General features: G+C 70.8%; 32 protein-coding genes. 20 read left to right on the top strand and 12 right to left on the bottom strand.

The window, feature by feature from the left end; genetic code table 11:
• Nucleotides 1-369: 369 nt before the first annotated feature.
• Together ACGFMK_RS03255 and ACGFMK_RS03250 are read right to left on the bottom strand one after the other, a co-directional pair.
• Nucleotides 370-1,041 (bottom strand): SGNH/GDSL hydrolase family protein, encoded by a 672-nt coding sequence (locus ACGFMK_RS03255; protein WP_392758606.1) that lies wholly within the window; start codon nucleotides 1,039-1,041, stop codon nucleotides 370-372.
• A 15-nt stretch (nucleotides 1,042-1,056) separates the two neighbouring features.
• Nucleotides 1,057-1,551, bottom strand: coding sequence for a GbsR/MarR family transcriptional regulator (locus tag ACGFMK_RS03250; RefSeq protein WP_392757986.1), 495 nt, complete (start codon nucleotides 1,549-1,551; stop codon nucleotides 1,057-1,059).
• Between the two features lie 93 nt (nucleotides 1,552-1,644).
• Here ACGFMK_RS03250 and ACGFMK_RS03245 point away from each other — a divergent pair, with 93 nt between their 5' ends.
• Nucleotides 1,645-2,541 (top strand): ATP-binding cassette domain-containing protein, encoded by an 897-nt coding sequence (locus ACGFMK_RS03245; RefSeq protein WP_392757983.1) that lies wholly within the window; start codon nucleotides 1,645-1,647, stop codon nucleotides 2,539-2,541.
• The gene (locus tag ACGFMK_RS03240) at nucleotides 2,538-4,172 is read left to right on the top strand and encodes an ABC transporter permease (RefSeq protein ID WP_392757980.1); all 1,635 of its coding nucleotides are present in this window, start codon (nucleotides 2,538-2,540) and stop codon (nucleotides 4,170-4,172) included. Before ACGFMK_RS03245 ends, ACGFMK_RS03240 begins: the two co-directional genes overlap by 4 nt.
• On the opposite strand, the gene ACGFMK_RS03235 is transcribed toward ACGFMK_RS03240, so the two are convergent.
• The gene (locus tag ACGFMK_RS03235) at nucleotides 4,173-4,496 is read right to left on the bottom strand and encodes a hypothetical protein (RefSeq protein ID WP_392757978.1); all 324 of its coding nucleotides are present in this window, start codon (nucleotides 4,494-4,496) and stop codon (nucleotides 4,173-4,175) included.
• A gap of 138 nt (nucleotides 4,497-4,634) precedes the next feature.
• Here ACGFMK_RS03235 and ACGFMK_RS03230 point away from each other — a divergent pair, with 138 nt between their 5' ends.
• Nucleotides 4,635-5,852 carry an MFS transporter gene (locus ACGFMK_RS03230; RefSeq protein WP_392757975.1) on the top strand — a complete coding sequence of 406 codons (1,218 nt, stop codon included), beginning with the start codon at nucleotides 4,635-4,637 and terminating at the stop codon, nucleotides 5,850-5,852.
• Here the strand turns inward: ACGFMK_RS03230 and ACGFMK_RS03225 are convergent.
• Nucleotides 5,839-6,384, bottom strand: a complete 546-nt coding sequence (locus tag ACGFMK_RS03225; protein WP_392757972.1) for a TetR/AcrR family transcriptional regulator — start codon at nucleotides 6,382-6,384, stop codon at nucleotides 5,839-5,841. The genes ACGFMK_RS03230 and ACGFMK_RS03225 overlap by 14 nt on opposite strands.
• A gap of 97 nt (nucleotides 6,385-6,481) precedes the next feature.
• Here ACGFMK_RS03225 and ACGFMK_RS03220 point away from each other — a divergent pair, with 97 nt between their 5' ends.
• Nucleotides 6,482-7,255: a nuclear transport factor 2 family protein gene (locus ACGFMK_RS03220; protein WP_392757969.1), complete on the top strand. Its 774-nt coding sequence runs from the start codon at nucleotides 6,482-6,484 to the stop codon at nucleotides 7,253-7,255.
• 33 nt (nucleotides 7,256-7,288) lie between these two features.
• Here the strand turns inward: ACGFMK_RS03220 and ACGFMK_RS03215 are convergent, their stop codons facing one another.
• From ACGFMK_RS03215 to ACGFMK_RS03205, 3 genes are all read right to left on the bottom strand, one after another.
• Complete coding sequence (locus tag ACGFMK_RS03215) at nucleotides 7,289-8,077, bottom strand: metal-dependent hydrolase (protein ID WP_392758605.1); 789 nt, start codon at nucleotides 8,075-8,077, stop codon at nucleotides 7,289-7,291.
• Nucleotides 8,078-8,134: 57 nt separating this feature from the next.
• Nucleotides 8,135-8,488: an STAS domain-containing protein gene (locus tag ACGFMK_RS03210; RefSeq protein WP_247060053.1), complete on the bottom strand. Its 354-nt coding sequence runs from the start codon at nucleotides 8,486-8,488 to the stop codon at nucleotides 8,135-8,137.
• A gap of 266 nt (nucleotides 8,489-8,754) precedes the next feature.
• A complete protein-coding gene (locus tag ACGFMK_RS03205; protein ID WP_392757967.1) occupies nucleotides 8,755-9,063 on the bottom strand; it encodes a WhiB family transcriptional regulator in 309 nt (102 codons plus the stop codon).
• 161 nt (nucleotides 9,064-9,224) lie between these two features.
• Here ACGFMK_RS03205 and ACGFMK_RS03200 point away from each other — a divergent pair, with 161 nt between their 5' ends.
• The 3 genes from ACGFMK_RS03200 (at nucleotide 9,225) to ACGFMK_RS03190 (ending at nucleotide 10,909) form a co-directional block, all read left to right on the top strand.
• Entirely contained in the window at nucleotides 9,225-9,641 is a 417-nt protein-coding gene (locus tag ACGFMK_RS03200; protein WP_392757963.1) for an anti-sigma factor, read from the top strand.
• The gene (locus tag ACGFMK_RS03195) at nucleotides 9,638-10,423 is read left to right on the top strand and encodes a SigB/SigF/SigG family RNA polymerase sigma factor (protein WP_392757962.1); all 786 of its coding nucleotides are present in this window, start codon (nucleotides 9,638-9,640) and stop codon (nucleotides 10,421-10,423) included. The genes ACGFMK_RS03200 and ACGFMK_RS03195 overlap by 4 nt, the downstream gene beginning before the upstream one ends.
• Before the next feature lie 63 nt (nucleotides 10,424-10,486).
• The gene (locus tag ACGFMK_RS03190) at nucleotides 10,487-10,909 is read left to right on the top strand and encodes an ATP-binding protein (protein WP_392757959.1); all 423 of its coding nucleotides are present in this window, start codon (nucleotides 10,487-10,489) and stop codon (nucleotides 10,907-10,909) included.
• On the opposite strand, the gene ACGFMK_RS03185 is transcribed toward ACGFMK_RS03190, so the two are convergent.
• A complete protein-coding gene (locus tag ACGFMK_RS03185) occupies nucleotides 10,904-11,383 on the bottom strand; it encodes a MarR family winged helix-turn-helix transcriptional regulator (RefSeq protein WP_392758604.1) in 480 nt (159 codons plus the stop codon). The two genes, ACGFMK_RS03190 and ACGFMK_RS03185, sit on opposite strands and share 6 nt — an antisense overlap.
• A gap of 39 nt (nucleotides 11,384-11,422) precedes the next feature.
• On the opposite strand from ACGFMK_RS03185, the gene ACGFMK_RS03180 reads away from it, so the two are divergent.
• Both ACGFMK_RS03180 and ACGFMK_RS03175 read left to right on the top strand, forming a co-directional pair.
• Nucleotides 11,423-12,400 carry an aldo/keto reductase gene (locus ACGFMK_RS03180; protein ID WP_392757956.1) on the top strand — a complete coding sequence of 326 codons (978 nt, stop codon included), beginning with the start codon at nucleotides 11,423-11,425 and terminating at the stop codon, nucleotides 12,398-12,400.
• Nucleotides 12,401-12,418: 18 nt separating this feature from the next.
• Nucleotides 12,419-13,057 (top strand): nitroreductase family protein, encoded by a 639-nt coding sequence (locus tag ACGFMK_RS03175; protein WP_392757953.1) that lies wholly within the window; start codon nucleotides 12,419-12,421, stop codon nucleotides 13,055-13,057.
• A 94-nt stretch (nucleotides 13,058-13,151) separates the two neighbouring features.
• Here the strand turns inward: ACGFMK_RS03175 and ACGFMK_RS03170 are convergent, their stop codons facing one another.
• The 4 genes from ACGFMK_RS03170 to ACGFMK_RS03155 all read right to left on the bottom strand — a co-directional run bounded on the left by ACGFMK_RS03170 (nucleotide 13,152) and on the right by ACGFMK_RS03155 (nucleotide 16,744).
• Nucleotides 13,152-14,486 carry a cellulose binding domain-containing protein gene (locus tag ACGFMK_RS03170; protein ID WP_392757950.1) on the bottom strand — a complete coding sequence of 445 codons (1,335 nt, stop codon included), beginning with the start codon at nucleotides 14,484-14,486 and terminating at the stop codon, nucleotides 13,152-13,154.
• 10 nt (nucleotides 14,487-14,496) lie between these two features.
• Nucleotides 14,497-15,246 (bottom strand): 3D domain-containing protein, encoded by a 750-nt coding sequence (locus tag ACGFMK_RS03165; protein ID WP_392757948.1) that lies wholly within the window; start codon nucleotides 15,244-15,246, stop codon nucleotides 14,497-14,499.
• A 153-nt stretch (nucleotides 15,247-15,399) separates the two neighbouring features.
• On the bottom strand, nucleotides 15,400-16,038 hold the full coding sequence (locus ACGFMK_RS03160; RefSeq protein ID WP_392757945.1) for an alpha/beta fold hydrolase: 639 nt from the start codon (nucleotides 16,036-16,038) through the stop codon (nucleotides 15,400-15,402).
• Between the two features lie 10 nt (nucleotides 16,039-16,048).
• Nucleotides 16,049-16,744 (bottom strand): HNH endonuclease family protein, encoded by a 696-nt coding sequence (locus ACGFMK_RS03155; RefSeq protein ID WP_392757942.1) that lies wholly within the window; start codon nucleotides 16,742-16,744, stop codon nucleotides 16,049-16,051.
• Nucleotides 16,745-16,922: 178 nt separating this feature from the next.
• Between ACGFMK_RS03155 and ACGFMK_RS03150 the strand changes: the two genes are divergently transcribed.
• The 11 genes from ACGFMK_RS03150 to ACGFMK_RS03100 all read left to right on the top strand — a co-directional run bounded on the left by ACGFMK_RS03150 (nucleotide 16,923) and on the right by ACGFMK_RS03100 (nucleotide 25,931).
• Complete coding sequence (locus ACGFMK_RS03150; protein WP_392757940.1) at nucleotides 16,923-17,978, top strand: tetratricopeptide repeat protein; 1,056 nt, start codon at nucleotides 16,923-16,925, stop codon at nucleotides 17,976-17,978.
• A gap of 142 nt (nucleotides 17,979-18,120) precedes the next feature.
• Complete coding sequence (locus ACGFMK_RS03145) at nucleotides 18,121-18,741, top strand: SIS domain-containing protein (protein WP_392757937.1); 621 nt, start codon at nucleotides 18,121-18,123, stop codon at nucleotides 18,739-18,741.
• Nucleotides 18,738-18,974, top strand: a complete 237-nt coding sequence (locus ACGFMK_RS03140; RefSeq protein WP_392757934.1) for a HypC/HybG/HupF family hydrogenase formation chaperone — start codon at nucleotides 18,738-18,740, stop codon at nucleotides 18,972-18,974. The genes ACGFMK_RS03145 and ACGFMK_RS03140 overlap by 4 nt, the downstream gene beginning before the upstream one ends.
• Before the next feature lie 18 nt (nucleotides 18,975-18,992).
• Nucleotides 18,993-19,682, top strand: coding sequence for an SIS domain-containing protein (locus ACGFMK_RS03135; protein WP_392757930.1), 690 nt, complete (start codon nucleotides 18,993-18,995; stop codon nucleotides 19,680-19,682).
• Nucleotides 19,679-20,728, top strand: coding sequence for a hydrogenase expression protein HypE (locus ACGFMK_RS03130; RefSeq protein WP_392757927.1), 1,050 nt, complete (start codon nucleotides 19,679-19,681; stop codon nucleotides 20,726-20,728). The genes ACGFMK_RS03135 and ACGFMK_RS03130 overlap by 4 nt, the downstream gene beginning before the upstream one ends.
• A 13-nt stretch (nucleotides 20,729-20,741) precedes the next feature.
• Entirely contained in the window at nucleotides 20,742-22,526 is a 1,785-nt protein-coding gene (locus ACGFMK_RS03125; protein ID WP_392757924.1) for a nickel-dependent hydrogenase large subunit, read from the top strand.
• Nucleotides 22,523-23,044, top strand: a complete 522-nt coding sequence (locus tag ACGFMK_RS03120) for a NifU family protein (RefSeq protein WP_392757922.1) — start codon at nucleotides 22,523-22,525, stop codon at nucleotides 23,042-23,044. Before ACGFMK_RS03125 ends, ACGFMK_RS03120 begins: the two co-directional genes overlap by 4 nt.
• Complete coding sequence (locus ACGFMK_RS03115) at nucleotides 23,041-23,658, top strand: DUF5947 family protein (protein WP_392757920.1); 618 nt, start codon at nucleotides 23,041-23,043, stop codon at nucleotides 23,656-23,658. Before ACGFMK_RS03120 ends, ACGFMK_RS03115 begins: the two co-directional genes overlap by 4 nt.
• Entirely contained in the window at nucleotides 23,651-24,280 is a 630-nt protein-coding gene (locus ACGFMK_RS03110) for a DUF6084 family protein (RefSeq protein ID WP_392757918.1), read from the top strand. The genes ACGFMK_RS03115 and ACGFMK_RS03110 overlap by 8 nt, the downstream gene beginning before the upstream one ends.
• The gene (locus tag ACGFMK_RS03105) at nucleotides 24,277-25,437 is read left to right on the top strand and encodes a hypothetical protein (protein WP_392757916.1); all 1,161 of its coding nucleotides are present in this window, start codon (nucleotides 24,277-24,279) and stop codon (nucleotides 25,435-25,437) included. Before ACGFMK_RS03110 ends, ACGFMK_RS03105 begins: the two co-directional genes overlap by 4 nt.
• Nucleotides 25,434-25,931, top strand: a complete 498-nt coding sequence (locus ACGFMK_RS03100; protein ID WP_392757914.1) for a hydrogenase maturation protease — start codon at nucleotides 25,434-25,436, stop codon at nucleotides 25,929-25,931. The genes ACGFMK_RS03105 and ACGFMK_RS03100 overlap by 4 nt, the downstream gene beginning before the upstream one ends.
• Nucleotides 25,932-25,933: the final 2 nt, after the last annotated feature.

Raw genomic sequence — 25,933 nt, 5'->3', positions numbered from 1 at the left:
GTATCGCGGGTCCTTCGGGGGGAAGGAGCGTGCAGGAGGATCTGGGATACATCAATTCTCTTACTTCGTCGGTCGCTCTCGGTCAACGGCTTCGTGGGAGGTACCGGCCGACGCGCACCCGCGCCGACCGGTACTCCCCTCCCTCACGGGCCCGCTCCCCAACGGACCCCGCCGGATGACCCCTCCCCCGAAGGGCACCCGGCCGACGGCGTCCGGGGGCCCCCTCGGCTCCCGGCCACCGCGTTTTCCTCCGAACCCGGCAACCCCCTGCCCGATCCGATCTCCGTGCTTGGCTGCCCCACAGGACGCGGTGGGGGGACCCCCAGATACACGAATGCCGAAGTTTTTTCGAAGCTTGACGGAATGCGGCTACTTGATCACCGAGAGTGCGGTGGCAAGCGTTTGCGCCCAGCGCGCGTAGCCCGCCGGCCCGGGGTGGAAGCGGTCCGAGGCGAAGGCCGCGGGGTCGAGGAGGTCGGGCGCCATCGGCACGTGGGTGACGCCGGGAACCCGCGCCACGGCGGCGGCCGCCGCGTCGAGCGCGGTGGACCGGGCCGCGAGGACGTCCCGCAGCGGCCGCGGGAGTGCCGGGAACCGGGACATCGGCGGCACCCCGGCGAGGACGACGTCCACCGGGCCGAGGCGGCGTCGCAGGTCGACGACCAGGGCCAGTAGGTCCCGGCGGTAGCCCGCGGCGGTCCGCAGCTCGATCGTGTCGTTGACGCCGAGGGCGATCACGACGAGATCGGCCGGCCGCACTTCCGGCGCCAGCTCGGCGCGGACGGTCCGGGCGTTGGCCCCGGTCCGGCCGACCGCCTGCCAGCGCACGGCCCGGCCGTCCTTCGCGAGTTCACGGGCGAGGCAGCCGGTCAGCGCCTCGTCGTGGGTGGCCGCGCCGACGCCGTCCACAGTGGATTCGCCGAGGACGGCCAGCCGGACGGGCTCGCCGGCGCCGTCGACGAGACCCTCGGCGGGCCCGGCGGCCCCGGGCAGCCGCGGTGTCGTCCGCTTGACGTACAGGGCTTGAGCGGCGAGAAGGATGAGCACGCCTCGACGTTAGCTGGCGCTGTTCTTCGCGTCGCGGAACTTGTGCCAGCGCTCGTACATGCCGTTGAGCTCCTCGAGCATGAACGACAGGAAGTCCCGCATCTCGGCGAGCCGTTCGCCGGCCGGCGAACCCTCACCGAGGGCTTCGATGCCGTTCTCGGCGGCGTCGCGCCACATGATGATCATGCGGTCGCGCTTGAGGAACGTGGCGTACCAGAGGTCGTCGAAGAGGCGGTAGTGGTCGCGGCGCTCGCCGGGCTCGCGCTCCTTGGCGACCAGGCCGACCTGCTCCAGGAACCGCACGGCGCCGGAGACGGCCGCCGGGCTGACCGACAGCTGCGAGGCCAGGTCGGCCGCGGTCAGCCGGCCTTCGTCGGTGGTCATCAGGGCCGCGAACACCCGCGCGGACATGCGCTGCATCCCGATCTGCGAAAGCACGAGCGCGAGGCTCTCGACGTACCGGCGGACGGCGTCTTCATCCCTCTTCGTGTCAGGCGTCGTCATCGGCCCATCCTCCCGTACCGGTCCGGCAAGATCACTCCATCCAGACATTTTCTTAACTTCACAACTTCGTGAAATCAGTGTAGCTTCCGAAGCATGGAAAATGCCATCGCGATCTCCGGCTTGCACAAGTCGTTCGGCCGGACCAAGGCCTTGGACGGCCTCGATCTGCAGGTACCTACTGGGGAAGTACACGGTTTCCTCGGCCCGAACGGCGCCGGGAAGTCGACCACCGTCCGGGTCCTGCTCGGCCTGCTGCACGCGGATTCGGGGGACGTCCGCCTGCTCGGCGGCGACCCCTGGAAGGACGCGGCGAGCCTGCACCGCCGCCTGGCCTACGTGCCCGGCGACGTCAACCTCTGGCCCAACCTCTCCGGCGGCGAGGTGATCGACCTGCTCGGCCGGCTGCGCGGCGGGCTCGACGAGAAGCGCCGCGCCGAGCTGATCGAGCGGTTCGACCTCGACCCGAAGAAGAAGGGGCGGACGTACTCGAAGGGCAACCGGCAGAAGGTGGCCATCGTCGCCGCGCTCGCGTCGCGGGTCGACCTGCTGATCCTCGACGAGCCGACGTCCGGCCTCGACCCGCTGATGGAGGCGACGTTCCAGTACGCCATCCAGGAGGAGCGCGAACAGGGCCGCACCGTGCTGCTCTCCAGCCACATCCTTGCCGAGGTCGAGGCGCTGTGCGACAAGGTGAGCATCATCCGCAACGGCCGCACCGTCGAGTCGGGCACCCTCGCCGAGCTGCGGCACCTGACCCGGACGTCGATCACCGCCGAGCTGGCCGGACCGCCCAACGGGCTGGCGAAGCTGGAGAACATCCACGACCTGAAGGTCGACGGCAACCGCGTCCGGTTCGACGTCGAAACCCGCTCGCTCGACGAAGCGCTGCGCCGGCTGACCCAGGTCGGCGTGCGGAGCCTGGTCAGCCAGCCGCCGACGCTGGAAGAGCTGTTCCTGCGGCACTACACCACCGAGGCGAGCGCGAAATGACCGCGACCCTCTCCCGTGAAGCCGAGGCCGCGCCCGCGCACGAACTGGCCGGCACCTGGCACCTGACGCGCCTCGCGCTGCGCCGCGACCGCGTGATCCTGCCGATCTGGATCGTGCTGCTCAGCATCGTCCCGGCCAGCACCGTCAAGACGTTCGCGCAGTTCTACCCGACGGCCGCCGACCGGGCCGGGCTGCAGGCGGGCGCGACCGCCAACCCGTCGTACGCGCTGCTCTACGGCCCGCCGTTCGACCTGACCACCGCCGGCGGGTTCATCGCCTGGCGCATGTGCGGGTTCCTGGCCCTGCTGATCGGGCTGATGGCGGTCTTCACCGTCACGCGGCACACCCGCGCCGAGGAGGACTCCGGGCGGGCCGAGCTGCTCGCGGCCGCGGTCGTCGGCCGGTACGCGGCGTTGACCGCCGGCGTGCTGGTGTCCGCCGGGGCGAGCGTGCTGATCGGGCTGATCCAGGTCGGCTCGATGGTCGGCGCGGGCCTGCCTTCGGCCGGTTCGCTCGCCTTCGGCGCGTCGATCGCGCTGGCCGGGCTGGTGTTCACCGCCGTCGCGGCGGTCGCCGTCCAGCTCGCGGAGTACTCGCGCACGGCCAACGGGATCGGCACGGCCGTGGTCGGCGCCGCGTTCCTGCTGCGCGGCGCCGGTGACTCCACTGTGGACGCTCGCTGGCTGTCGTGGCTTTCGCCGATCGGCTGGGTGCAGCAGATCCGCGCGTTCGCCGTCGAACGCTGGTGGGTGCTGCTGCTGCCGGTGGCGCTGACCCTGGTGGTCGGCGCGGTGGCCTACTGGCTGCTGCCCCGCCGTGACGTCGGGGTCGGCTTCCTGCCGCCGCGCCCGGGCCCGCCGCGCGCGGCCGCGAGCCTGCGGTCCCCGCTGGCGCTGGCGTGGCGGCTGCACCGCGGCCCGCTGCTCGGCTGGACCATCGGGATGGCCGTGGTCGGCGCGGTGTTCGGCTCGATCGCCAGCGGCATCGGCGGCCTGGTCGGCTCGAGCCCGCAGGCGCTGCAGATCATGGAACGGCTCGGCGGCGCGCACAGCCTCACGCAGGCGTTCCTCGCCACGATGGCCGGCATGTTCGCCATGGTCGCGTCGCTGTACGGCATCCAGGCGGTGCTGCGGATGCGAGGCGAGGAGACAGCGATCCGGCTCGAACCGGTGCTGGCGACCAGCGTCGGCCGGCTGCGCTGGGCAGGCGGCCACCTGCTGTTCGCCTTCTTCGGCACGGCGCTGCTCCTGCTGGCCGGCGGCCTCTTCCTGGGGCTGGCCAACGGCCTGCGCACCCACGACGTCGGCGGCTCGGTCGGCGACATGCTGAGCGGGATGCTCGTCCAGCTGCCCGCGACGTGGGTGGTGATCGCGCTGGCGGTGACGATCTTCGGGCTGCTGCCGGCCTACTCGGCCGCGGCCTGGGGCGTCGGCGCCTTGGCGCTGCTGATCAGCCTGCTCGGCCCGATCCTCGACCTGCCGCAGGGCGCGCTGGACGTCTCGCCGTTCCAGCACCCGCCGAAGATCCCGGGCCACGCGTTCGTGGCGACACCGCTCGTCTGGCTCCTCGTGGTCACGGCCGTCGCGCTGGGCGCGGGGCTGGCCGGCTGGCGGCGCCGCGACGTCGGCTAGTCAGTCCGCGCTGGTGGCCACCAGTGAGGTCGACGTCGGGGTCGGCGTGGACGTCGGCGCGGGCGGCGAGACCGTCACCTGCACGACCGTGGTCGAGGTGACCGGCGGCGAGGTTTCGACGTCGGTCACCGTCGCGGCCGGGGGTGCCGGGGCCGTCACGGTGACCGGTACCACGGTGGTCGAAGGAGTCGGTGGCGGGCCGCTGACCTGCGGCGACTTGACGGTCGGCCGACCCGCGACGAGCAGCGCGGCCACGAGCAGTCCGGTGGCGAAGCCCGCCAGCCCGATGACGATGGCGGAGCCCCAGCTGGGTCGGGTGGACATCCGGCACCCCCTCGCAACGCGAAGCGCAGGTACGAGGAAACTCGCGTCGATCTTAGCTCTTGTTACACACTGTTCGCATTGAGTGTATTTGACTCAACTTTGTTGCATCCGCTGCACTCATGTGCCAGGTTCACGATCATGGGGGCGTTGCGGAACCAGGACTTCCGGCGACTGTGGCTGGCCGATCTGGTGAGCCAGCTCGGCAGCCGGATCGACGTACTGGCCGTGCCCCTGCTCGCGACCACCGCGCTCGGCGCGTCGGTCTTCGAGGTCTCGCTGCTGCGGACCGCCGAGAGCCTTCCCTACCTGGTGCTCGGCCTGCAGGCGGGCGCGTGGTGCGACCGCGTGCGCCACCGCCCGGTGCTGATCGCCGCGGACTTCGGCCGGGCCGCGCTGATCGGCTCGATCCCGGTCGCCGCGTGGTTCGGCGTCCTCGGGCTGCCGCAGCTGCTGGCGGTCGTCTTCGGCGTCGGCTTCCTGACGATGTTCTTCGACATCGCCCACCAGACGTACCTGCCGCGGCTGGTGCCGCGCGAGCAGCTGCCGGACGCCAACGCCCGCCTCGCGACGAACCTGTCGATGGCCGCGGTGGCGGGCCCGAGCGCGGCCGGGTTCATCGTGCAGGCCCTCGGGAACGCCACGGCGCTGGCCGCCGACGCCCTCAGCTACCTGTGGTCGGCCCTGTGGCTGCGCCGGATCAGGACGCCCGACGTGCGGCCGGAACCCCGGGAGCGGCACCTGCTGCGCGAGATCGGCGCGGGCCTGCGGGTGGTCCGCGGCCACCCGATCCTGCGGGCCATCAGCGCGTACTACGCGTGCACGAGCTTCTTCCAGTCGATGCACCTGGCGATCGTGATCGTCTTCCTCAGCCGGGACCTCGGCCTCGCGCCCTGGGTGATCGGCCTGCTCAGCACGTCCTCGCTGACCGGCGCGCTCGCGGCCGGGCTCACCGCGCGCCGGCTCGGCGACGGCGTCGGCCCGGTGCGCGCGTTCCTGGGCGGCTCCCTGCTGTTCGGCCTGGTCTACCAGCTCTACCCGCTCACCGACCGCGGCTGGGCCCTCGCCTGCTACGTCGTCGCCGGGTTCGGGTCGAGCTACGGCGTGATCGTCAAGAGCGTCTTCGGCACGAGCTTCCAGCAGGCGATCACCCCGCCGGACCTGCTGGGCCGGGTCAACGCGACCACGCGGACGCTGATCTACGGCGTCATCCCGCTCGGCAGCCTCGCCGGGGGCGGGCTGGCGGGCGTGCTCGGCATGCGGGCCACGCTGCACGTCGCGGCCGCCGGGATCCTCGTGTCGGTCGCGCTCCTGGCACCGCTGCGGAAGCTGCGCGACCTGCCGGTCACGGCGTCCTGAGGCCGTCGACGACCACGCGGACCAGGTGCCGGCTCCCCGGCGCGTACCGCTCGACGGCGAGGCAGCCGACGATGAGCGCGCGCAGGTCGTCCCCGTCGATGTCGGCGCGGACGGCGCCGGCGGCCTGGGCGCGTTCGAGCAGGACGGCGAAGGCGACGCGGAAGTCGTCACCCGCGTCGGCCTTGAAGCCGATGCCGGTGGACTCGGTCAAGGCGTCGCAGAGGGCGCGGTTGAGCGAAGCCTGCTTGATGACGCGGACGAAGTAGTCGAAGAACACCTCGCCGGGGTCGTCGGCGGCGGCGAGGGCGCGCGCCTCCTCGGCGAACTGGTTGATGCGCTCGAGGACGACGGCCCGGAAGAGCGCTTCCTTGCTGGGGAAGTGCCGGTAGACGGTGCCGGCCCCGACCCCGGCCAGCCGCGCGATGTCGTCGAGGGGCACCGCCAGCCCCTCGGCGGCGAACGCCTCTTCGGCGGCAGCCAGGACCTTCGCCCGGTTGCGCCGCGCGTCCGCGCGCAGGCCGGTTTTCTCCATCAAGATCCTCCTCGTTGACAACCGGAACGATGGCTCCGTATTATCGTAAGCGGGTGCACCGTTCCGATTCAACGCCCATCTTCCCAGGAGCATTCCGATGCCACGTACCGTGCCCGAAATCGTCGAAGTCGTCCGCCACGCCCTGGAGACGATCGACGCCTCGGCCCTCTCGGACGTCTTCGCCGAAGACGCCGTCTACGAGCTGCCCTTCCGGTCCGAACGCATCGAGGGCCGCGACGCGATCCTGGCGGCCCTGACCGCGGGCGGTGTCCGCGGCCGCGCGCTGGGCTTGGAGAAGACCGAGGTCACCGTGACCTTGTCGGCGACGGGCTTCGTGCTGGAGCTGGTCGCTGTCGGCCGCACGTTCCGGTTCCCGTCGTCGGTGGGCATCGTGACGGTGGCGGACGGCCAGATCACGTCGTACCGCGACTACCCGAACACCGCGGGCGTGTCCTCGGCGGCGCGGGCCGTGTTCGACGCGTTCCTGGCGGCGTCCGTCGAGAACCGCTGGGACGACCTCGCCGACCTGTACGCCGAGGACGTCGTGATCGAGATGCCCTTCACCCCGGCGGGGGTCGAACGCTTCACGAAGGGCCGCGAGGAGCTGCGGCGCCGGTTCCGGGCCGCGGCCGCGGTCCGGCGGATCGTCAAGGCGGACAACGTGGTGGTGCACGAGACGGCCGACCCGGCGGTGCTGGTGGCGGAGTTCGACCTGCACCAGGAGCTGGGCGGCGAGACCTTCGCCGTGTCGTACGTGATGGTCATGACGGTCGACGGCGGCCGGATCACGTACTCCCGCGACTACGCGGACACCGCCGCGTCGGCGGAGCGGATCCGCCGGTTCAGGGAGTCCTCGCCTGCCGGCCAGTGACCGCCCGGCCGCGCCCCGGGCCGGCCCAAGTCGTCAGGGAGTCGTCGCCTGCTGGCTCGTCGGGGGGATGAACAGGCGGTGGAACGTGCTGCTCGTGAACTGCCACACCCCCGGGATCAGCAGGATGCCGGCCAGCGCGAACACCGGGAAGATCAGCCGCTTCTCGACCTTCTTGCCCGTCCGGAAGCGCAGGGCGCGCGGGGGCCGGATCTCGTACCAGGTCTCGCCCGCGATGGGCACCGGGAAGAGGAACGGGCAGCCGGCCTCCGTCAGGGCGTCGCCGAGGCAGTGGGTCAGGCAGCCGGCCGCGACCGCGATGCCCAGCCAGCCGGTGATCGACTCCAGCTCGCCCGCGCGATCCGGTGGGGCGGTGAAGAACCACCACGCCACCGCCGCGCCGCTCACCGGCAGCAGCCAGTCGCCAAGTGCGCCTTCCGCCAGCATCAACCCGAAGATCACCACGCCGACCACGGCCCAGGGGCCACCCGTTTCGGTGGCCCACGACGTCAGCGCGCCGAGGCCGGCCGCGAACAGGACGGTGTGGGAGAGGTGGCGGTGCTTGCCCGTGACGTTCTCGTCGCGGGGGCCCTTGGTCAGGGCGTAGATGCCCGCCGAGACGCGGCGCAGCACCCAAGAGAGGGCTCCGGTCAGCCAGCCCAGGAGACGGGACGCGCTGGCGCCGGGGTGGTCCAGGTCGGGCAGCAGGGCGAAGCCCGCCGTTGTCGCGGCGAAGACCACCGCTTGGTGCACCGAACCCGCGCCGACCGCGGGCGCGATGGCGAGCCCCGCGCACCAGCCGGTCAGGGCATGCGTGCGCCCCATCATCGTGCCGCCCCCAGGTCCGCGAACCGAATCAACCCGCAGGACCGTAGCGGGGGATCAGGCTTGCGGGTCTTCCGACACGCTCAGGTGTTCGGCCACGCCGGTGAGCTCGATCACCCGGCTGACGGCCGGGCTCGGGACCACCGCGAGCTGGACGTCCTGCTCGCCGGCCTGACGCTGGGCGCGGAGCACCACGTTCAGCGCGGAGGAATCGAAGAAGGTCACCCCGGTCAGATCGGCCACGACCCGCTGCGCGCGCTTGTCCGCGATCAGGCCGGCCAAGGCCTCCTGCAGCTGCGGACTGGTGAGCAGGTCGAGCTCGCCGGTGACCACCACCCGGGGCTCCGTCGCTTCGGTGTCCAGCGTGATGCCGAACCCGGGCGGGGTGGCGTTCTGGTCGGCTGCGGGCATGCAGTTTCTCCTCGTCAGGCGCTGCTCCTGCGCCGGGTACGCGCCTGTTGTCTCAAGCGGCAACCGTGTCACCGTGGCTTCCACGGCCCGGGGCAGGACCCCGGCGCAGGCGCGAGGATCGACCCCGCACCGGACACGGTCAAGGCAACTCCGGGGCCAACCCTAACCCAGTGAGCGACCGAGCCCGCCACGGCCGCCACCCTTTCGCGCGGAGTGCTCACGTGCGATCCGATCCTGCCTGTTCAGGGTGCTGCAGGGAGCCTTCTTCAGTGCGCACCGACGGCCTTCCTGGCCGCCCTGCGCTGACGGAGGAACAGCTGCCGCCGTTCGATCTCACCGAGGCCACCCCAGATGCCGTAGGGCTCCTGTACGGTCATCGCGTGCGCACGGCACTGGGCCAGCACCGGGCAGGCCTGGCAGATGGCCTTCGCCCGCGCCTCACGCCGCTCCCGCGCCGAACCCCGCTCGTTGTCCGTGTGGAAGAAGAGGCTGCTGTCCGCACCCCGGCACGAGCCGCGCAGCTGCCATTCCCACTCTTCAGCAACCACATTGGGCAGCCGGCTCACGTCAGCCATGTCGTCCCTGCCTTTCCCAGGATCAGCACGTCGACCGCTATGTGCCCGCCGGTGGAGCGGATCAAACCCGGGTTTGGTTTGCTCACCCCACGGGCATCTCGCTGACCGGGCGTGAGGGACACCGCCAGTCACCCAGCGCGAGTGCGGAGAAAGGAACAAACGTGGAGGACAACGCCCCGCTCGTGCCGGAGGGCGCACAGGTCATCGAGGTGCGGACGGCCGCGATCCCGCACGTCGTGCCGACGCTGCGGACCATCGTGGCCGACATCGCGATGCGCCAGGACTTCGACCTCGACGCCGTCGAGGACCTGCGGATGGCGGTGGACGAGGCCTGCTCGCTGCTGCTGCCCGCCAGTGCGGACGGCAAGCTCACCTGTGTCTTCTCGTGGCGCGGGCCGCGCATCGAGGTCTCGGTGTCCGTCCTGTCGGATTCGCCCGAACACGGCGACGACACCGGACTGTCCTGGCAGCTGCTGACCGCGCTCGCGACCTCGGCCGAGCGCACCGTGACCCCCGAGGACGGGCGCTACCTGTCCCGGGTCGACCTCGTCCGGGAGAGCCAGGCGGCCGGCTCGTGACCGATCCCGCCGGGAGCAGGAACAGCGGGAACGACCTCGACGTCGGCGAGCTGTTCACCCAACTCGCCGGTCTGCCGGCGGACTCCCCGCAACGGGAGCGCATCCGGGACACCCTGGTGCGGAACCACCTCGAACTCGCGCGCAACCTGGCGCGCAAGTTCCGCAACCGCGACGAGGCGATGGAGGACCTGGTCCAGATCGCCACGGTCGGGCTGATCCACGCCGTCGACCGGTTCGACCCGGCGCAGGGCACCGACTTCCTGGCGTTCGCGGTGCCCACCATCTCCGGCGAGCTGCGGCACCACTTCCGGGACAACAGCTGGTCGGTGCGGGTGCCGCGGCGGCTCAAGGAGCTGAACGCGAACATCTCCGCCGCGCGCGAAGAACTCACCGTGCAGCTCTCGCGCGCGCCGCGGCCGAGTGAGATCGCGTCCCGGCTCGGGGTGCCGATCGAGGACGTCTACGAGGGCCTTCGCGCTGGTCAAGGCCGTTACGGCGCGTCGCTCGACCACCTGCTGGAGAACGCGGCGCACACGCGCTTCGGGGCGCCGGACGCCGAGCTGGGCCAGGCCGAGCTGCGGGAGGCGCTGCGGCCGATGCTGGACAGCCTGCCGGAACGCGAACGCAAGATCGTCGCGCTGCGGTTCGGCTCGGGGATGAGCCAGTCGGACATCGCGCGCCGGGTCGGGGTCTCCCAGATGCAGGTGTCGCGGTTGCTGGCTGCGACCTTGAAGAAGCTGCGTTCGGGCCTGGACGAATCCGAGCTCGCCGACGGCACCTGATTAGCTGTTCGCGAGCTTGGGTACTTCGCGGACAGTACCGAAACTCACTGGGAGGGGGACCCGATGACGACGTCGAAGATGCCGCAGCGCATGGCTGTGCAGGCCGCCCCGCTGACGGTGCTTCTCCCGGCCGATGTCACCGCCCCGGCGCTGGCCCGCCACGAGGTCCGCAAGGCCATGCTCGGCTTCGGCCTGTGCGAAGGCCAGCTGGACGACGTCCTGCTGGCGGCCTCGGAGCTGGTCACCAACGCCTTCGAGCACGGCGAGCGCCCCGAGCGGATGGAGCTGGAGTACACCGGCAGCCGGTTGACGCTGCGGGTGTACGACGTCGGCCGGAGGCTGCCCGAGCTGCGGGCGCCGTCACCGGCCAAGGCCCGCAGCCGCGGGCTGGTGCTGGTCCAGGCGCTGTCCGAAGACTGGGGTTTCGAGGTCTGCGACGGCGGCAAGTACGTCTGGGCGGTCTTCCGGATCCCGGACGTTTCATAGCAATTCGCGGGCGGCTTGGGTCTCCCCGATCCGCTGCCGGAACGGCTTGCGGTCCAGCGCCTCGACGAGGGCGTCCAGCAGGGCGCGCAGCGAATGCGGAAGCTCGGCTTCGAGCGCGTCCCACGCCTCGTTCGTCGCGGTCCACTCCCCCTCTAGCAGGGGCAGCAGGTCGCGCGTCTTCGGCGTGAGCGAGACGATCCGCTGCCGCGCGTCGGCGCCCGGCTCGAGGGCGACCAGGCCGGCGCGGCTCATCTGCGCGACGGTCTGGCTGGCCGCCGAGTGCGTCACGCGCATCTCGGCGGCGAGGTCGCGGATGGCCAGCGGTCCCTTCGCGAGCAGCGCGCGGACGACCGCCGAGTACCGCGGCCGGTAGTCCTCGACGCCGATGTCGGCGAGGAACTGCGCGACGTCGCCGTCGAGCAGCTCGAGGACGTGGCGCAGGCGGGTCCCCAGCCCGTCCGGACCCGAAGTCATGGCCATGACGGCCGATCATAGGTGTGCTTGGATCGCGGCATGGAGAACCGGAAGATCACCCGTCTCGGCCGTGAGGTGTCGGTCGTCGGGCTCGGCTGCTGGCAGCTCGGCGCGGACTGGGGCGAGGTCGACGAGAACGACGCCCTCGCCGTGCTGCACGCGGCGGCCGACGCGGGCGTCACCTTCTTCGACACCGCGGACGTCTACGGCGACGGCCGCAGCGAGCGGCTGGTCGGCCGCTTCCGCGCGGACCACCCGGACGTGTTCGTGGCGACCAAGATGGGCCGCCGGGTCGAGCAGGTGCCGGAGAACTACGTCGCCGCGCACTTCCGCGAATGGAACGACCGGTCGCGCCGCAACCTCGGCGTGGACACCCTGGACCTGGTCCAGCTGCACTGCCCGCCGACGCCGGTGTACTCCACGGACGCCGTGTACGACGCCCTCGACGCGATGGTGGACGAGGGCCGGATCAAGGCGTACGGCGTGAGCGTCGAGACCTGCGACGAGGCGCTGGCCGCCCTGGCGCGGCCGAACGTCGCGTCGGTGCAGATCATCCTCAACTGCCTGCGGCTCAAGCCGCTGGAGCGCGTGCTGCCGGCGGCGACGGACGCGGGCGCCGGGATCATCGCGCGGGTGCCGCTGGCGTCCGGGCTGCTGTCCGGGCGCTACACGGCGAGCACGACGTTCGCCGCGGACGACCACCGGAACTTCAACCGGAACGGTGAAGCCTTCGACGTCGGGGAGACCTTCGCCGGCGTGCCCTACGACGTCGGGCTAGAGGCCGTCGAGCGGCTGCGCGGGCTGGTGCCGGAGGGGCAGACACTGGCGCAGTTCGCGTTGCGCTGGATCCTCGACCAGCCGGGCGTGAGCACGGTCATCCCGGGCGCGCGCAACGCCGCGCAGGCCACGGCGAACACCGCCGCGGCCGCACTGGCGCCGTTGCCCGAAGAGGCGGCGGCCGGGGTCCGCGCGACGTACGAGGAGCTCATCCGTCCGCTGGTGCACGATCGCTGGTAGGCCCGGCATGATGGGCCGATGATGACGCCCGAAGAGCTCCTGACGACGACCAGGACGGTCCGCAAACGGCTCGACCTCGACCGGCCGGTGCCGATCGACCTGGTGAAGCACTGCATACAGGTCGCGTTGCAGGCGCCCAGTGGCTCGAACACCCAGCGCTGGCAGTGGCTGGTCGTCACCGACGCGGACCAGCGGGCGGCCCTCGGCTCGATCTACGGCCGCGCCTGCCACGAGTACCTGGAGTCGGGCAACGCGGCGGGCAAGCTCTTCGCGGACGACCCCGAGCGGGCCCCGGTGCAGCAGCGGGTCGGCTCCAGCGTCGCCTACCTGGCCGACAGGATGGGCGACGTCCCGGTCCTGGTGGTCCCCTGCCTGGAGACGGCCTCGGACGAGCTGCCGGCGGGCAACCAGGCGGGCCTGTGGGCGTCGCTGCTGCCCGCGGTGTGGAGCTTCATGCTGGCGGCCCGCTCGGTGACGCTGGGCACGGCGTGGACGACGCTGCACCTGAAGTACGAGCAGGAGGCGGCGGAGGTGCTGGGGCTGCCGAAGAACGTGCACCAGGCGGCCCTGATCCCGACGGCGTTCTACACGGGCGAGACGTTCAAGCCGGCGGCGCGGCAGCCGCTGGAGGAGGTCCTGCACGTCGATCGCTGGTGAGCCGGACGCCATGAAGGCCTCCTTGCCGGGGCGAAGGGGGACGTCGGCAAGGAGGCCGTTCACGGCCTTTCGGCCGTCAGGTGGCTCTGGCGGTTCAGCCGGTGTACGCCTTGAAGATGTTCGTGAACTCGTACGTCGACTGGGAAATCCCCGAGCAGTACGCCACCGCGCCGCCGCCGGGGCAGCCGCCGTTGTCGCGGCCCGCCGACCAGAAGCCGATGCTCGCCACGTGGTTCGACTGGGCGTAGGCCAGCAACTGCCGGGCGGCGGCCTGGTCGGTGACCGAGCCCGTGTCGTTGCGGCCGATCATCGGCGTCAAGCCCAGCATGGCCTTGATCTCCGCGTCGGATTTCGACGGCCAGATCGTCTTCAGCTGCCCCAGGGTCGCGTTGGCCGCGGAGATCAGCGCGTCACCCCACGAGCCGCTGTAACCGAAGTCCATCAGCATCGGGTTGACGACCACGTTCAGCCCGCGTGACGCCGCGTCCTGCAGGATCGACACCGAGAACGGGTCCATCCCGTAGTCCTGGCCCTGGATCCGCAGCGTGTAGCTGATGTGCGTGCCACGTTGCTGCTGCAGCCGCAGGAGCGCCTGGTTGACCGTCGCCGTCGGGATCGACGCCTCGACGTCGACGTCCAGGCTGTTGCTGCCCACCGCGTCCAGCGTCTTCACGTACGCGTTGTAGAGCGCGTCCACCGAGCCGCAGACGTTCTCGAGGTACGGGCCCAGCGCGCCGCCCGAAGCCACCGTGACGCCGCCGCCGAGACCGCGCAACGCGTTGACGTCGTTGATGATCCGCGCATCCAGCAGCGGGACGGTGCCGCCCCACTGCGGGTCGCAGCCGAGGCTGCTGCCGAGCGCGAAGGCGAGCGTGAAGTTCTTCTGGCCGGTCGCGTCGGCCACCGAGACCAGCGACGGCGTCGCCATCGTGATGTCGATGTACGGCGACACGCGCGCGCTGCCCCCACCCGGCGGCGTGGTGGTGGTGGTGGTGGTGGTCGTCGGAGGTGTGGTGGGAGTCGTGGTCGGTGTGGTGGTGCCGCCGCACGGCTGGCCGTTCAGCTTGCAGTTCGCCGGCAGGCCGCTGCCGCTGACCAGGAACCCGAAGCTCGTGGACGCGCCGGCCGCGACGGTCCCGTTGTACTCGCGGTTGGCGAACGAGTGGTGCGAGCCGCTGGCCGTGTCGAGAGCGTCCCAATAGGACCCGAGCGTCGAGCCGGCCGGCAGGTCGAACTCCAGCTTCCAGCTCGTCAGCGCGGACGAGCCCGCGCTGATCGTGTACTTGGCCTGGTAACCGGAACCCCAGTCGGAATCGGTGGAGAACACCGCCGACGGGGAGGTGGCGGCCGTCGCGGGTGAGACGACGAGCAGTGCCGCCGCCGGGAGCACGACGGCCGCGAGCGCGGCGAGGGCGAGTTTCGACTTCACGGCTTCCCCCTCAGCGCACGGTCAGGGTGAGACGCTGGATGCCCCAGGCGTCGGCTTGGGAGCCCGGCAGCCAGACGTCGACGATGTCGTCCTTGATCCAGCTGCCGATGTCGGCCGCGTAGCACTCGCCGTACCCCGGGACGGAGAACCTGGTGCCCCACGGGATGTTCCGCGCGTCGACCGCGCAGAACCCGGGCCCGGCGCTGTACCCGAGCGCCGTCTGCGCGACGTCGTTGTAGGACGTGACGCGGTAGCTGAGGGTCGTGCCCGCCGGGATCCGGTAGGCCGCGAGCCGGTTGCCGCCGTCGAGGCGGTAGGCGGTGGAGATCTGGCCGAGCGAGCCGGGCGAGTTGTCCTCGGCCGTCATCGCGTAGAGCTGGTAGTTCGCGTTCTGGCAGGGGCTCGCGTCGGTGACCGTGAGCGTCGGCTGGCCCCAGTCGCTGATCCACTGCAGGGCCTGGCCGTTGCGGAACGCGCGATAGGCCTTGGCGCCGCTGACGCGGGCGAAGGTGAAGGTCACCTTGCCGTCGGCGCCGAGGCCGCCGTTGACCGAGCCGGGCGCGGGCAGCCGGTTGGTCACGTCGACGGCACCGACGAGCGTGCCGGGGCCGTGGCCGCCGGTGACCGGGCGGTCGGGGATCGGGCCGGTGTAGAAGTGCTGGCACGCGGGCAAAGCCGCGGCGGACGCCGGGCCGGCGGGAGCGACGAGAAGGCTGCCGGCGGCGAAGGCCGTCAAAGCGAAGAGCCGGGAGAAGCGCATGACGGGGAGACCTCCATGGCGGGGACCGGGGCGGAGGTGACGCAGGTGGGAGGCGCGGGTTCGCCGCGAAACCGACGTTAAGTGGCCTGGACCACACAGTCAATAGGTCTAGACCTTTTAGTTTCCCGGTAGCCCGAACGGCCCAAGTCCGGGTCAGAGGTAGCTGACCAGCAGGTCGGCTATCCGGGCGGGGTTGCTCAGTGGCGCGCAGTGCGGGCCGTCGACCTCGTCCGGCGTGAGGCCGAGCCGTTCACCCGCGATGCGGCGCTGGAAGTCGGGTGTGAAGAACCGGTCGTCGCGGCAGAGCACCACCCGGGTCGGGACGTCCGGGTGCGCGGGCAGCGGCCACGGCTCGTCCCACTCCTTGCTCACCTGGTCCCGCACCCGCTCCTGGCACTCTTCAGCCAGCGAAGGCGAGACGCCGTTGAAGTACGTCTCGGCTTCGCTCAGCCCGGCCGGCGCCGCGAAACCCGTGTTCCCCCACCACCGCCCCGGCTGCTCCCCCGGCGCCGGGATCATCCCGGCCAGGTACACCAGCACCCGCGCCCGCACCTTCGCCGCGACCAGCGGCGCGGTGAACCCGCCGTACGAATGCCCGACGACCGCGACGTCCGTGCGGTCGCCCAACGCGGCCAGCACGGTCTCGGTGAACTCCGTGAGCCCGGCCGCCGGGTCGGTGATCGGCAGGTCCGGGGTGACCGCGTCGTGGCCGCGGGCCTCGAGCTCGGGCACCAGCCGGTGGAAGTCCCAGCCGCTGCCCCCGCCGCCGTGGATCAGCGCGAACGTCGTCATGCCGGCGAGCTCAGCAGCGGCGGAGCATGTCCGTCAAGGCGGTCTTCTCGCCCTGGGTCACGGTCAGGCCGTAGTAGTGCTTCACGACGATCCAGTCGGTCGCGTAGGTGCACCAGAACGCCACGAGCGGCGGCTTCCACTGGTCCGGTGCCTTGTCGCTCTTCTGCTGGTTCAGGTTGTCGGTGACGGCGAACAGCTGCGGCCGGGTCAGGTCATTGGCGAACTGCCCGCGCTTCTCGGTCGTCCACGACTTCGCGCCGCTCGCCCAGGCCTGCCCGAGCGGGACCATGTGGTCGATGTCGAGGTCGGTCGGCTTGGTCCACGTCTCGTCGTCGTAAACGCTTTTCCAGGTACCGGAGGTCGCCCGGCATTCCTTGTCCGTCTTGACGTCCACGCCGGCGCGCTTCAGCACGACTTCGCGGGTGTCACAGCTTGCCCCCTGGCTCGCCCAGTGCGGGAACTTCTCACGGGAGTAGCCGTCCATGGACGTCCGCGCGGCGATGGTCAGCTCACCGAGCTGCTTCGCCGCGTCGGCGGCGTCGACCGGGACCGGCGCCGCGGACGACGACGATGACGTCGGTGACGCGGACGGCGTCGCGCCGGCACCTCTGCTCGTCACCCAGTACCCGAAGAGCGCGACCGCCAGGATCGCGACTACCAGCAGGATCCGCTGCGTCACGCTGAGCCGAAAGCTGCGGGTCGCCAAGATTTTCTCCTCTCACCTGGGGGTCCGCGCGGCGTAGTCTCGCTGCTGTCGACGAGGGACAACCGCGCCGACACGACGACCTGGCACGAATGTGATCTCGCCCACCCACGGCGGGGATGTCACATCGAGCCCATGAACTGCGACTACCGGAGCAGGACGAGCCGGAGGGAGCAGGCCGATGCCCGGTCGGCTGAAGAAGTGGAACTCGAACTTCGACGACTACCTGCAGCGCAAAGCCGCCGAGGGCGGCAACGTCGTCGCCATGGCCCGGATGGGTGCGGCGATGCGCGAACGCGGGGACCTCGACGAGGCCGAGTCATGGTTCCGCAAGGCCGCGATGGGCGGTGACCGGACGTCGATGACGGCGTTGGCGCACCTGCTCCACGAACGCGGCCTGCTGGAAGACGCCGAGCGCTGGTTCCACGAGGCGGCGCTGGCCGGCGACCCCCACGGCATGCTGAACCTCGCGCGGTCCTACGAGCGGCGGGGCAAGCGCGACGACGCCCAGCACTGGTTCGGCGAGGCCGCGCGCACCGGCGACCTGTCCTCGATGGCCGCGCTGGGGCACCTGCTGCGCGAGCAGGGGAAGACCGACGAGGCCGAGTCGTGGCTGCGGCAGGCCGCCGACGCGGGCTTCACCGGCGCGATGATCGACCTCGGCATCCTGCTGCGCGACCGCGGCCAGGCGGCGGAGGCCGCCCGCTGGTGGCGCTCGGCCGTGCTGGCCGGCGACCTCGGGGGCGCGTGCCAGCTGGGCAGGCAGGCCGAACGGCTGGGCCGGCCCGGGGACGCCGAGACCTGGTACCGGCAGGGTGCGACCGGCGGCAACGTCGAGGCCGTCGTCCGGCTCGGGTTGCTGCTGCACCGCCGCGGCGACCTCGAAGAGGCCGAGAGCTGGTACCTCGACGCCGCCGAGCACGGCGACCCGGCCGCGATGACCAACCTCGGCGTCCTGGCCCGCAACCGCGGGGACGAGGGTGAGGCCGCGGCCTGGTACCGCAAGGCCGCCGAGCACGGCAGCGTGCCCGCCCTGACCAACCTGGGACACCTCGCCGAGCACCGGGACGACCTCTCCGAGGCCGAGCACTGGTTCCGCCGCGCGGCCGAAACCGGTGACGTCCAGGGCATGCTGAGCCTGGCCCGGATGCTGCGCTCGCGGGGCGCCGCCCATGAGGCCGAGCTGTGGCTAGCCCGCGCGGAGCACGCCCAGGGAGACCACGAGCACCAGCACTGAATCCGGATGAACGAGCGGAAAGTGACGCTCTGCTGACCCGAACGGACCAGGAATCACCCGGGTAGATCTATTGTGTGATCCAACTCACACCTCTAGCCTGGGATGGCTCCCACCACCGAGCAGCTGCCGAGGAAGTGCCGCGATGCCGTGGTCACCGAATCACCCCGACTCCGTCGACGCTCTCTTCGAGCGCCGCCGGGCGCCGGTCCTCGCCCTGGCCGACGACGCCAGGACGGTCGCGGAAGCCTGCCACGGGATGTCCCGGCGCTTCCACCGCGGCGGCAAGCTCGTCGTCTTCGGCAACGGCGGCCCGAGCACCGACGCCCAGCACGTGGCCGTGGAGTTCGTGCACCCGGTGATCGTCGGCAAGCGCGCGCTGCCGGCCATCTCGCTGACCGCCGACGTCGCGACCGTCACCGGTGTCGCCAACCGCGTCGGCCTCGCGGACGTCTTCGCCCACCAGCTGCGGATCCTCGGCGAGCCCGCCGACATCGCGCTGGGTATCTCCACCGACGGCGAGTGCGTCAATGTCCAACGAGCCCTCGAAACCGCCCGTGACCTCGGCATGCTCACCGTCGCCCTGACGGGTGGTAACGGCGGCGCGATTGCCGCGACTACTGGGCTGGACCACGTCTTCATCGCTCGCTCGGGTGACCCCCGGGTCGTCAAGGAGGTGCACGTGACCACCTACCACGTGTTGTGGGAGCTGGTGCACGTCTTCTTCGAGCAACCCGGCGTCCTGACCCCGGAGGTGGCGCCGTGAGCGCCCATGAGGCCGACAGAGTCGCCACCCCCGTCTGCCACGACGGGGTGTGCATCACCTGCTCGGACACCGCGGTCGAAGTGACCGTGGTCGAACTCCTGGACCTCGGGTTCGCAGTCGTGGAAACCGGCTCCGGCCGGGAAGAGGTGAGTGTGGCGCTGGTTTCGGCCGGCGTCGGCGACCGAATCCTGGTGCACGCCGGAGAAGCCATCGCTCGTCTGGAGAATTCCTAGCCGAGGAGTTGACGCGCCATGACGCGGGAACACACCCCCGTGGGCGCGGACGGTCTCGAAGCGCTGTACCCGTTCCTGTACGCGGGGACCAGTGACGTCGACGCCGTCCTCGATCAGGTCGAAAAGTCCACTGTGGACAAAGTGCACGAGATCGTCGCCCTGCGGGCGAGGGTGCTGGCGGCCGACCGCGAGCGCCTCTTCGCGTGCGCGCAGGACGTCGCGCGCGCGTTCGCCGGCGGCGGCCGGCTGCTCGCGTTCGGCAACGGTGGCAGCTCGACCGACGCCCAGGACCTCGCGAGCCTGTTCCTCAGCCCGGCGGGGGACGCGCGCCCCCTGCCCGCGTTCGGGCTGACGAACGACATCGCGGTGGTGACCGCCCTGTCCAACGACATCGGGTTCGACGTCGTGTTCGCCCGGCAGCTGGCCGCGTTCGGGCGTCCCGGCGACATCGCGGTGGGCCTGTCCACCAGCGGGAACTCCGCGAACCTGTTGCGCGCCTTCGACGAAGCCGCCCGGCGCGGCATGGTGACCGTCGGCATCTCCGGTTACGACGGGGGGAAGATGGCCGAGCTCGACAGCGTCGACCACCTCTTCGTCGTCCCGTCGCCTTCCGTGCACCGCATCCAGGAAGCCCAGACGACCCTTTACCACGCGCTGTGGGAACTCACCCTCGGTGCACTCGACGACCTCGGGGTTGATCAGCCGTGACGCATGCCCAGCAAGAAGAGAAGCCCATCCACATCCTCTGGATCAACGCCGGCCTGTCGTGCGACGGTGACTCCGTCGCGCTGACCGCCGCCACGCAACCGAGCATCGAGGAAATCGTCCTCGGCGCCTTGCCCGGCCTGCCCAAGATCGCGGTCCACTGGCCGTTGATCGACTTCGAGTGCGGCCCCGAGACGGGGGCCGACACGTTCATCGAGTGGTTCCACAAGGCCGACCGCGGTGAGCTGGACCCGTTCGTTCTGGTCGTCGAGGGGTCGATCCCGAACGAATCGATCAAGGAAGAGGGTTACTGGTGCGGCTTCGGGAACAACCCCGAGACCGGCCAGCCGATGACGACCAGCGAATGGCTGGACCGGCTGACCCCCAAGGCACTGGCGGTGATGGCGGTCGGCACCTGCGCCACCTACGGCGGCATCCACGCCATGGAGGGCAACCCGACCGGCGCCATGGGCGTGCCCGACTACCTGGGCTGGGACTGGAAGTCCGGCGCCGGCATCCCGATCGTCTGCGTGCCCGGCTGCCCGACCCACCCGGACAACCTGTCCGAGACCATCGTCTACCTGCTCTACCAGGCCGCCGGCCAGGCGCCGATGATCCCGCTCGACGACCACCTGCGGCCGCAGTGGCTCTTCGGCGCGACCGTGCACGAGGGCTGCGACCGCGGCGGCTACTACGAGCAGGGGCAGTTCGCCGACACCTACGACTCCCCCAAGTGCCTGGTGAAGCTGGGCTGCTGGGGCCCGGTCGTGAAGTGCAACGTGCCCAAGCGCGGCTGGATCAACGGCGTCGGCGGCTGCCCGAACGTCGGCGGCATCTGCATCGGCTGCACCATGCCCGGCTTCCCGGACAAGTTCATGCCGTTCATGGACGAGCCCCCGGGCGCGCACGTGTCGTCGCTGGCCAGCGGCGCGTACGGGTCGGTGATCCGGCGGCTGCGGCAGATCACCGAGCGCAAGCTCGACAAGGAGCCCAAGTGGCGGCACCCGGGCAAGAAGCTCGACACCGGCTACAAGTCCTCGTGGCGCTGAAAGGGATCGGGATATGACGGACAAGGGCGTGAGCACCAAGGGCCGGACCGACCTCGTCGAGATGGCCTGGGACCCGATCACCCGGATCGTCGGCAGCCTCGGGATCTACACGAAGATCGACTGGGCCGCCAAGCGCGTCGTCGAGTGCCACAGCACGTCGTCGGTCTTCCGCGGCTACAGCATCTTCATGAAGGGCAAGGACCCGCGCGACGCGCACTTCATCACCAGCCGGATCTGCGGGATCTGCGGCGACAACCACGCGACGTGCTCGGTGTACGCCCAGAACATGGCCTACGGCGTCCGCCCGCCGCACCTGGGCGAGTGGATCCTCAACCTCGGCGAGGCCGCCGAGTACATGTTCGACCACAACATCTTCCAGGAGAACCTGGTCGGGGTGGACTACTGCGAGAAGATGGTCGCCGAGACCAACCCCGGGGTCCTGGAGCAGGCCAACCGCACCGAAGCGCCGCACGCGCGCGACCACGGGTACAAGACCATCGGCGACATCATGCGCTCGCTGAACCCGCTGGAAGGCGAGTTCTACCGGGAGGCGCTGCAGGTCTCCCGGAGCACACGCGAGATGTTCTGCCTGATGGAGGGCAGGCACGTCCACCCGTCCACGTTGTACCCGGGCGGCGTCGGCACGGTCGCCACCGTGCAGCTGTTCACCGACTACCTGACCCGGCTCATGCGCTACGTCGAGTTCATGAAGCGCTGCCTGCCGATGCACGACGACCTGTTCGACTTCTTCTACGAAGCCATCCCCGGTTACGAAGAGGTCGGCCGGCGACGCGTCCTGCTCGGCTGCTGGGGCAGCCTGAACAACCCGGAGTACTGCGACTTCAGCTACGAGAACATGGAGTCCTGGGGCCGGAAGATGTTCGTGACGCCCGGTGTCGTCGTCGACGGCAAGCTCGTCACCACCAGCCTGCTCGACATCAACCTCGGCATCCGGATCCTGCTCGGCAGCTCGTTCTACGAGGACTGGGCCGACCAGCCGATGTTCGTCACGCAGGACCCGCTGGGCAACCCGGTCGACCAGCGCCACCCGTGGAACCAGCACACGATCCCGCGCCCGGCCAAGCGCGACTTCGACAGCAAGTACTCGTGGACGATGTCGCCGCGTTGGTTCGACGGCCAGGACCACCTGGCCCTCGACACCGGCGGCGGCCCGATCGCGCGCCTGTGGGTGACCGCGCTGGCGGGGCTCGTCGACACGCCGTACGTCAAGTCGACCGGGCACAGCGTGACGATCAACCTGCCGCGCACGGCGACCAAGCCCGAGGTCAGCTTCGAGTGGAAGATCCCGCAGTGGAGCAACGCGCTCGAGCGCAACCGCGCCCGGACGTACTTCCAGGCGTACTCGGCCGCGATGGCGCTGCACTTCGCCGAGCAGGCGCTGGGTGAGGTCCGCCGGGGCAACACGAAGACGTGGGAGCCGTTCAAGGTCCCGGACGAGGGTGTGAGCTGCGGTTTCACCGAAGCCGTTCGCGGCGTGCTGTCGCACCACATGGTGATCAAGGGCGGCAAGATCGCGAACTACCACCCGTACCCCCCGACCCCGTGGAACGGCAGCGTCCGCGACAACTTCGGCACGCCCGGGCCGTACGAGGACGCCGTGCAGAACACGCCGATCTTCGAGGAGAACACGCAGGAGAACTTCAAGGGCATCGACATCATGCGCGCGGTCCGCAGCTTCGACCCGTGCCTGCCCTGCGGCGTCCACATGTACACCGGCAAGGGCAAGGTCGTCGAACGGCTGCACACCCCGCACGCGTTCGGCGGGGAGATCGCATGACGGACGTCGGCCAGGTCGGGGAACGCATCGAGCGGCTGCTGGGCGAGTTCTCCGGCCCGGACGCCGAGATCGCCGAGGAGCTCGTCCACACGTTGCTCGAGTTCTACGGCGCGGGGCTGGAACGGATCATGGAGATCGTCGACCGCCCCCTGCTGGACCGGCTGGCCGAGGACGACCACGTCCGGGGCCTGCTCGTGCTGCACGACCTGCACCCGAAGTCCACGCACGAGCGCGTCGCCGAGGCGCTCGACAAGGTCCGGCCGTTCCTCGGCTCGCACGCCGGCGACGTCGAGCTGGTCGAGATCGACAGCGAAGGCGTCCTGAAGCTGCAGCTGCAGGGCACCTGCGACGGCTGCCCGTCGTCGACCGTCACCGCGAAGTACGCCATCGAGAAGGTGGTGCGGGAGGCGGCGCCGGAGATCTCCGACGTCGTCGTGGCCGGCGTGGTGCCCGAGCAGACCGGCCCGGGCGGACGTCCGCTGCTGCCGCTGGTCGACTGCCCCGTGGAGGTCCCGTGACGGGCGGACTGCGCCGGTTCCGCAACCCCGTCCAGCGGACGGCACCCGGCGAACGGTGCGAGCTGTGCGCCGAGCCGATCGGCGGGGAGCACGGGCACGTGATCGACCTCGAATCCCGGGCGATCATGTGCACGTGCCGGGGCTGCTACCTGCTCTTCACCCACCGCGGGGCGGGCGGGAAGCGGCACCGCGCGGTGCCGCAGCGGTTCCGGCACGCCCCGCGGTTCGGCCCCGGCACGGCGTTGTGGGAGTCGACCGGGATCCCGGTGAAGACGGCGTTCCTGTTCCGCAACTCGGTGCAGGACCGGACCGTCGCGTTCTACCCGAGCCCGGCGGGGGCGACCGAGTCGCTCCTGCCGCTCGGCACCTGGGACGAGCTGCTGGCCGAGACGCCGGGGTTCGCCGACGTCGCCGACGACGTCGAAGCGCTGCTGCTGAACAAGCTCGACCTGGGCTTCGAGTGCTTCCTGGTGCCGATCGACGTCTGTTACGAGCTGGTCGGGATCGTCCGGACGACGTGGCGCGGCTTCGACGGCGGCACCGAGGCGCACGAGGCCATCGACGGCTTCTTCGCGAACCTGCGGGAACGCAGTGAGGTCGTGGCGGATGGCTGAGCTGACCTTCGACTGCATCGACGTCCAGCCGCTGAAGTACGCCGCGTCGCCGACGCTGGCGTTCAAGCTGCGGATCACCGAGCTGTCCGGGCAGCCGATCCACGCGATGGTGCTGCGCGTCCAGATCCGCATCGAACCGCAGCGGCGCCGCTACGCCGACGACGAGTCCGAGCTGCTCACCCACCTCTTCGGCGACCGCTCCCGCTGGGGCGAAACGCTCAAGCCGTTCCAGTTCACGACGGTGTCGGTCATGGTGCCCGGCTTCAGCGGCGCCACCGAGATCGACGCCGAGGTCCCGTGCACCTACGACCTGGAAGTCGCGGCCGGCAAGTACTTCCACGCGCTGACCGAGGGCGTCGTGCCGATGGTGCTGCTGTTCAGCGGCACGGTGTTCGGCAAGGGCGGGCCCGGGTTCTGGGTGGAGCAGGTGCCGTGGCACACCCAGGCCGAGTACCGGATGCCGGTGAAGGTGTGGGACGAGCTGGTCGAGCGCTACTTCCCGAACGTCGCGTGGATCAAGCTGCCCAAGGAAACCGTCGACGCGCTGCTCAAGTACAAGGCGCGGCACGCGATCCCGACCTGGGAAGCGGCGATGGAACGACTGCTGGCCGGTGAGCCGTGAACGTGCTCGACCAGGCCCGCGCGGTCGGGGACGCCGTGCTCTACGAGGGTTACCTGCTCTACCCGTACCGCGCGTCGGCCGGGAAGAACAAGGTGCGCTGGCAGTGGGGGGTGCTGATGCCGCCGTCGTACGCTTCGGCGGACATCGGCGAGCACGCGTCGGCGCGCGTCGAGTGCCTGCTGGAGCCGCTCGCGCACACGATCCTGCACGTCAAGCTGCGGTTCCTGCAGGCCCTGACCCGGACCACCGCCGACCGCACGTGGGACGAAGCCCTCGAGCACGAGATCGACTTCGAGCTGCCGCTCTCGGAGCTCCCGGTCGAAACGCCGTTCCACGTGCCCGGCGACCGGCCGGGCACGAACGAGCTGTCCGGCGTCCTCACCGTCCGGGTCGACCCGCTCGACGGGCCGTTCGGCGGCACCCGGCTGCACGTCGAGCTGCACAACACGACGTCGTGGCCCGCCGACGGCGTCCGCGAGCACGCTCTCCGGCACGCGCTGCTCGCCGCCCACCTCGTGCTCAGCGTCGACACCGGGCACTTCCTCTCGATGCTGGACCCGCCTGAGTGGGCGAAGCCGGCCGTCGAGGCGTGCCGGCAGGAACGCCTCTGGCCGGTGCTGATCGGCGACACCTCGCGCAGCACGGTGATGCTCGCGTCGCCGATCATCCTCTACGACGACCCGGCGATCGCGCCGGAAAGCCCGGGTGACCTCTTCGACGGAACCGAAATCGACGAGATCCTCACGCTGCGCACGATGACCCTGACCGACGAAGAGAAACGCGAGGCCCGGGCCACCGACCCGCGCGCGGCGGCGATCGTCGACCGGGTCGACACGATGCCGCCGGAGCTTCTCGAACGGTTGCACGGCGCCGTCCGGTCGGTGCGGCCGGTCGAGCCTTCGGTGACCGTCGCGGGCGTCCGCGTCACCGCGGGATCACGTGTGCGGCTGCGGCCGAACCTGCGCGGCACCGATGCCCAGGACATGTTCCTCACCGGCCGGGCCGCCACCGTCCGGCTCATCCTGTCCGATGTGGACGGCGGCACGCACGTCGCGGTGACCCTCGACGACGACCCCGGCGCCGACCTGCAGCACGCCCACGGCCGGTACCGGTACTTCTCCCCCGACGAGATCGAGCCATGGGAGGTCACGGAATGAGGCCACGAGTGCTGGTGGCGGGCATCGGCAACATCTTCCTGAGCGACGACGGCTTCGGCGTCGAGGTGATCAAGGAGCTCGAGGGCACCGAACTGCCGGAGTGGGTGCAGATCGCCGACTACGGCATCGCGGGCATGCACCTGGCCTACGACCTGCTGGGCGGCTACGACACGACCATCCTGCTCGACGCCACCCCGCACGGGAAGCCGCCCGGCACGCTCTCGCTCATCGAAGCCGACGTCGACGACCTGGCGGCGTCGGCCTCGATCGACGCCCACGGCATGCAGCCCGAGGCGGTGTTCCGGCTGCTGCGGCTGCTCGGCGGGGACGCCGGGCGCGTGCTGATCGTCGGCTGCGAACCCGGGTGCCTCGACGAAGGGATCGGGCTCTCGCCGGAGGTCGAGGCGGCGGTGCCGGCCGCGGTCCGGGCCGTCACCGAACTCGCTTGGGGCACCAGCCCGACTCTGCCTGAAAAAGAGACCACGGAGGTCTGACA

It is taken from the genome of Amycolatopsis sp. NPDC049252 (assembly GCF_043197175.1).
Classification (GTDB): Bacteria; Actinomycetota; Actinomycetes; order Mycobacteriales; family Pseudonocardiaceae; genus Amycolatopsis.
This window is presented reverse-complemented; position numbering and strand designations above follow the sequence as displayed.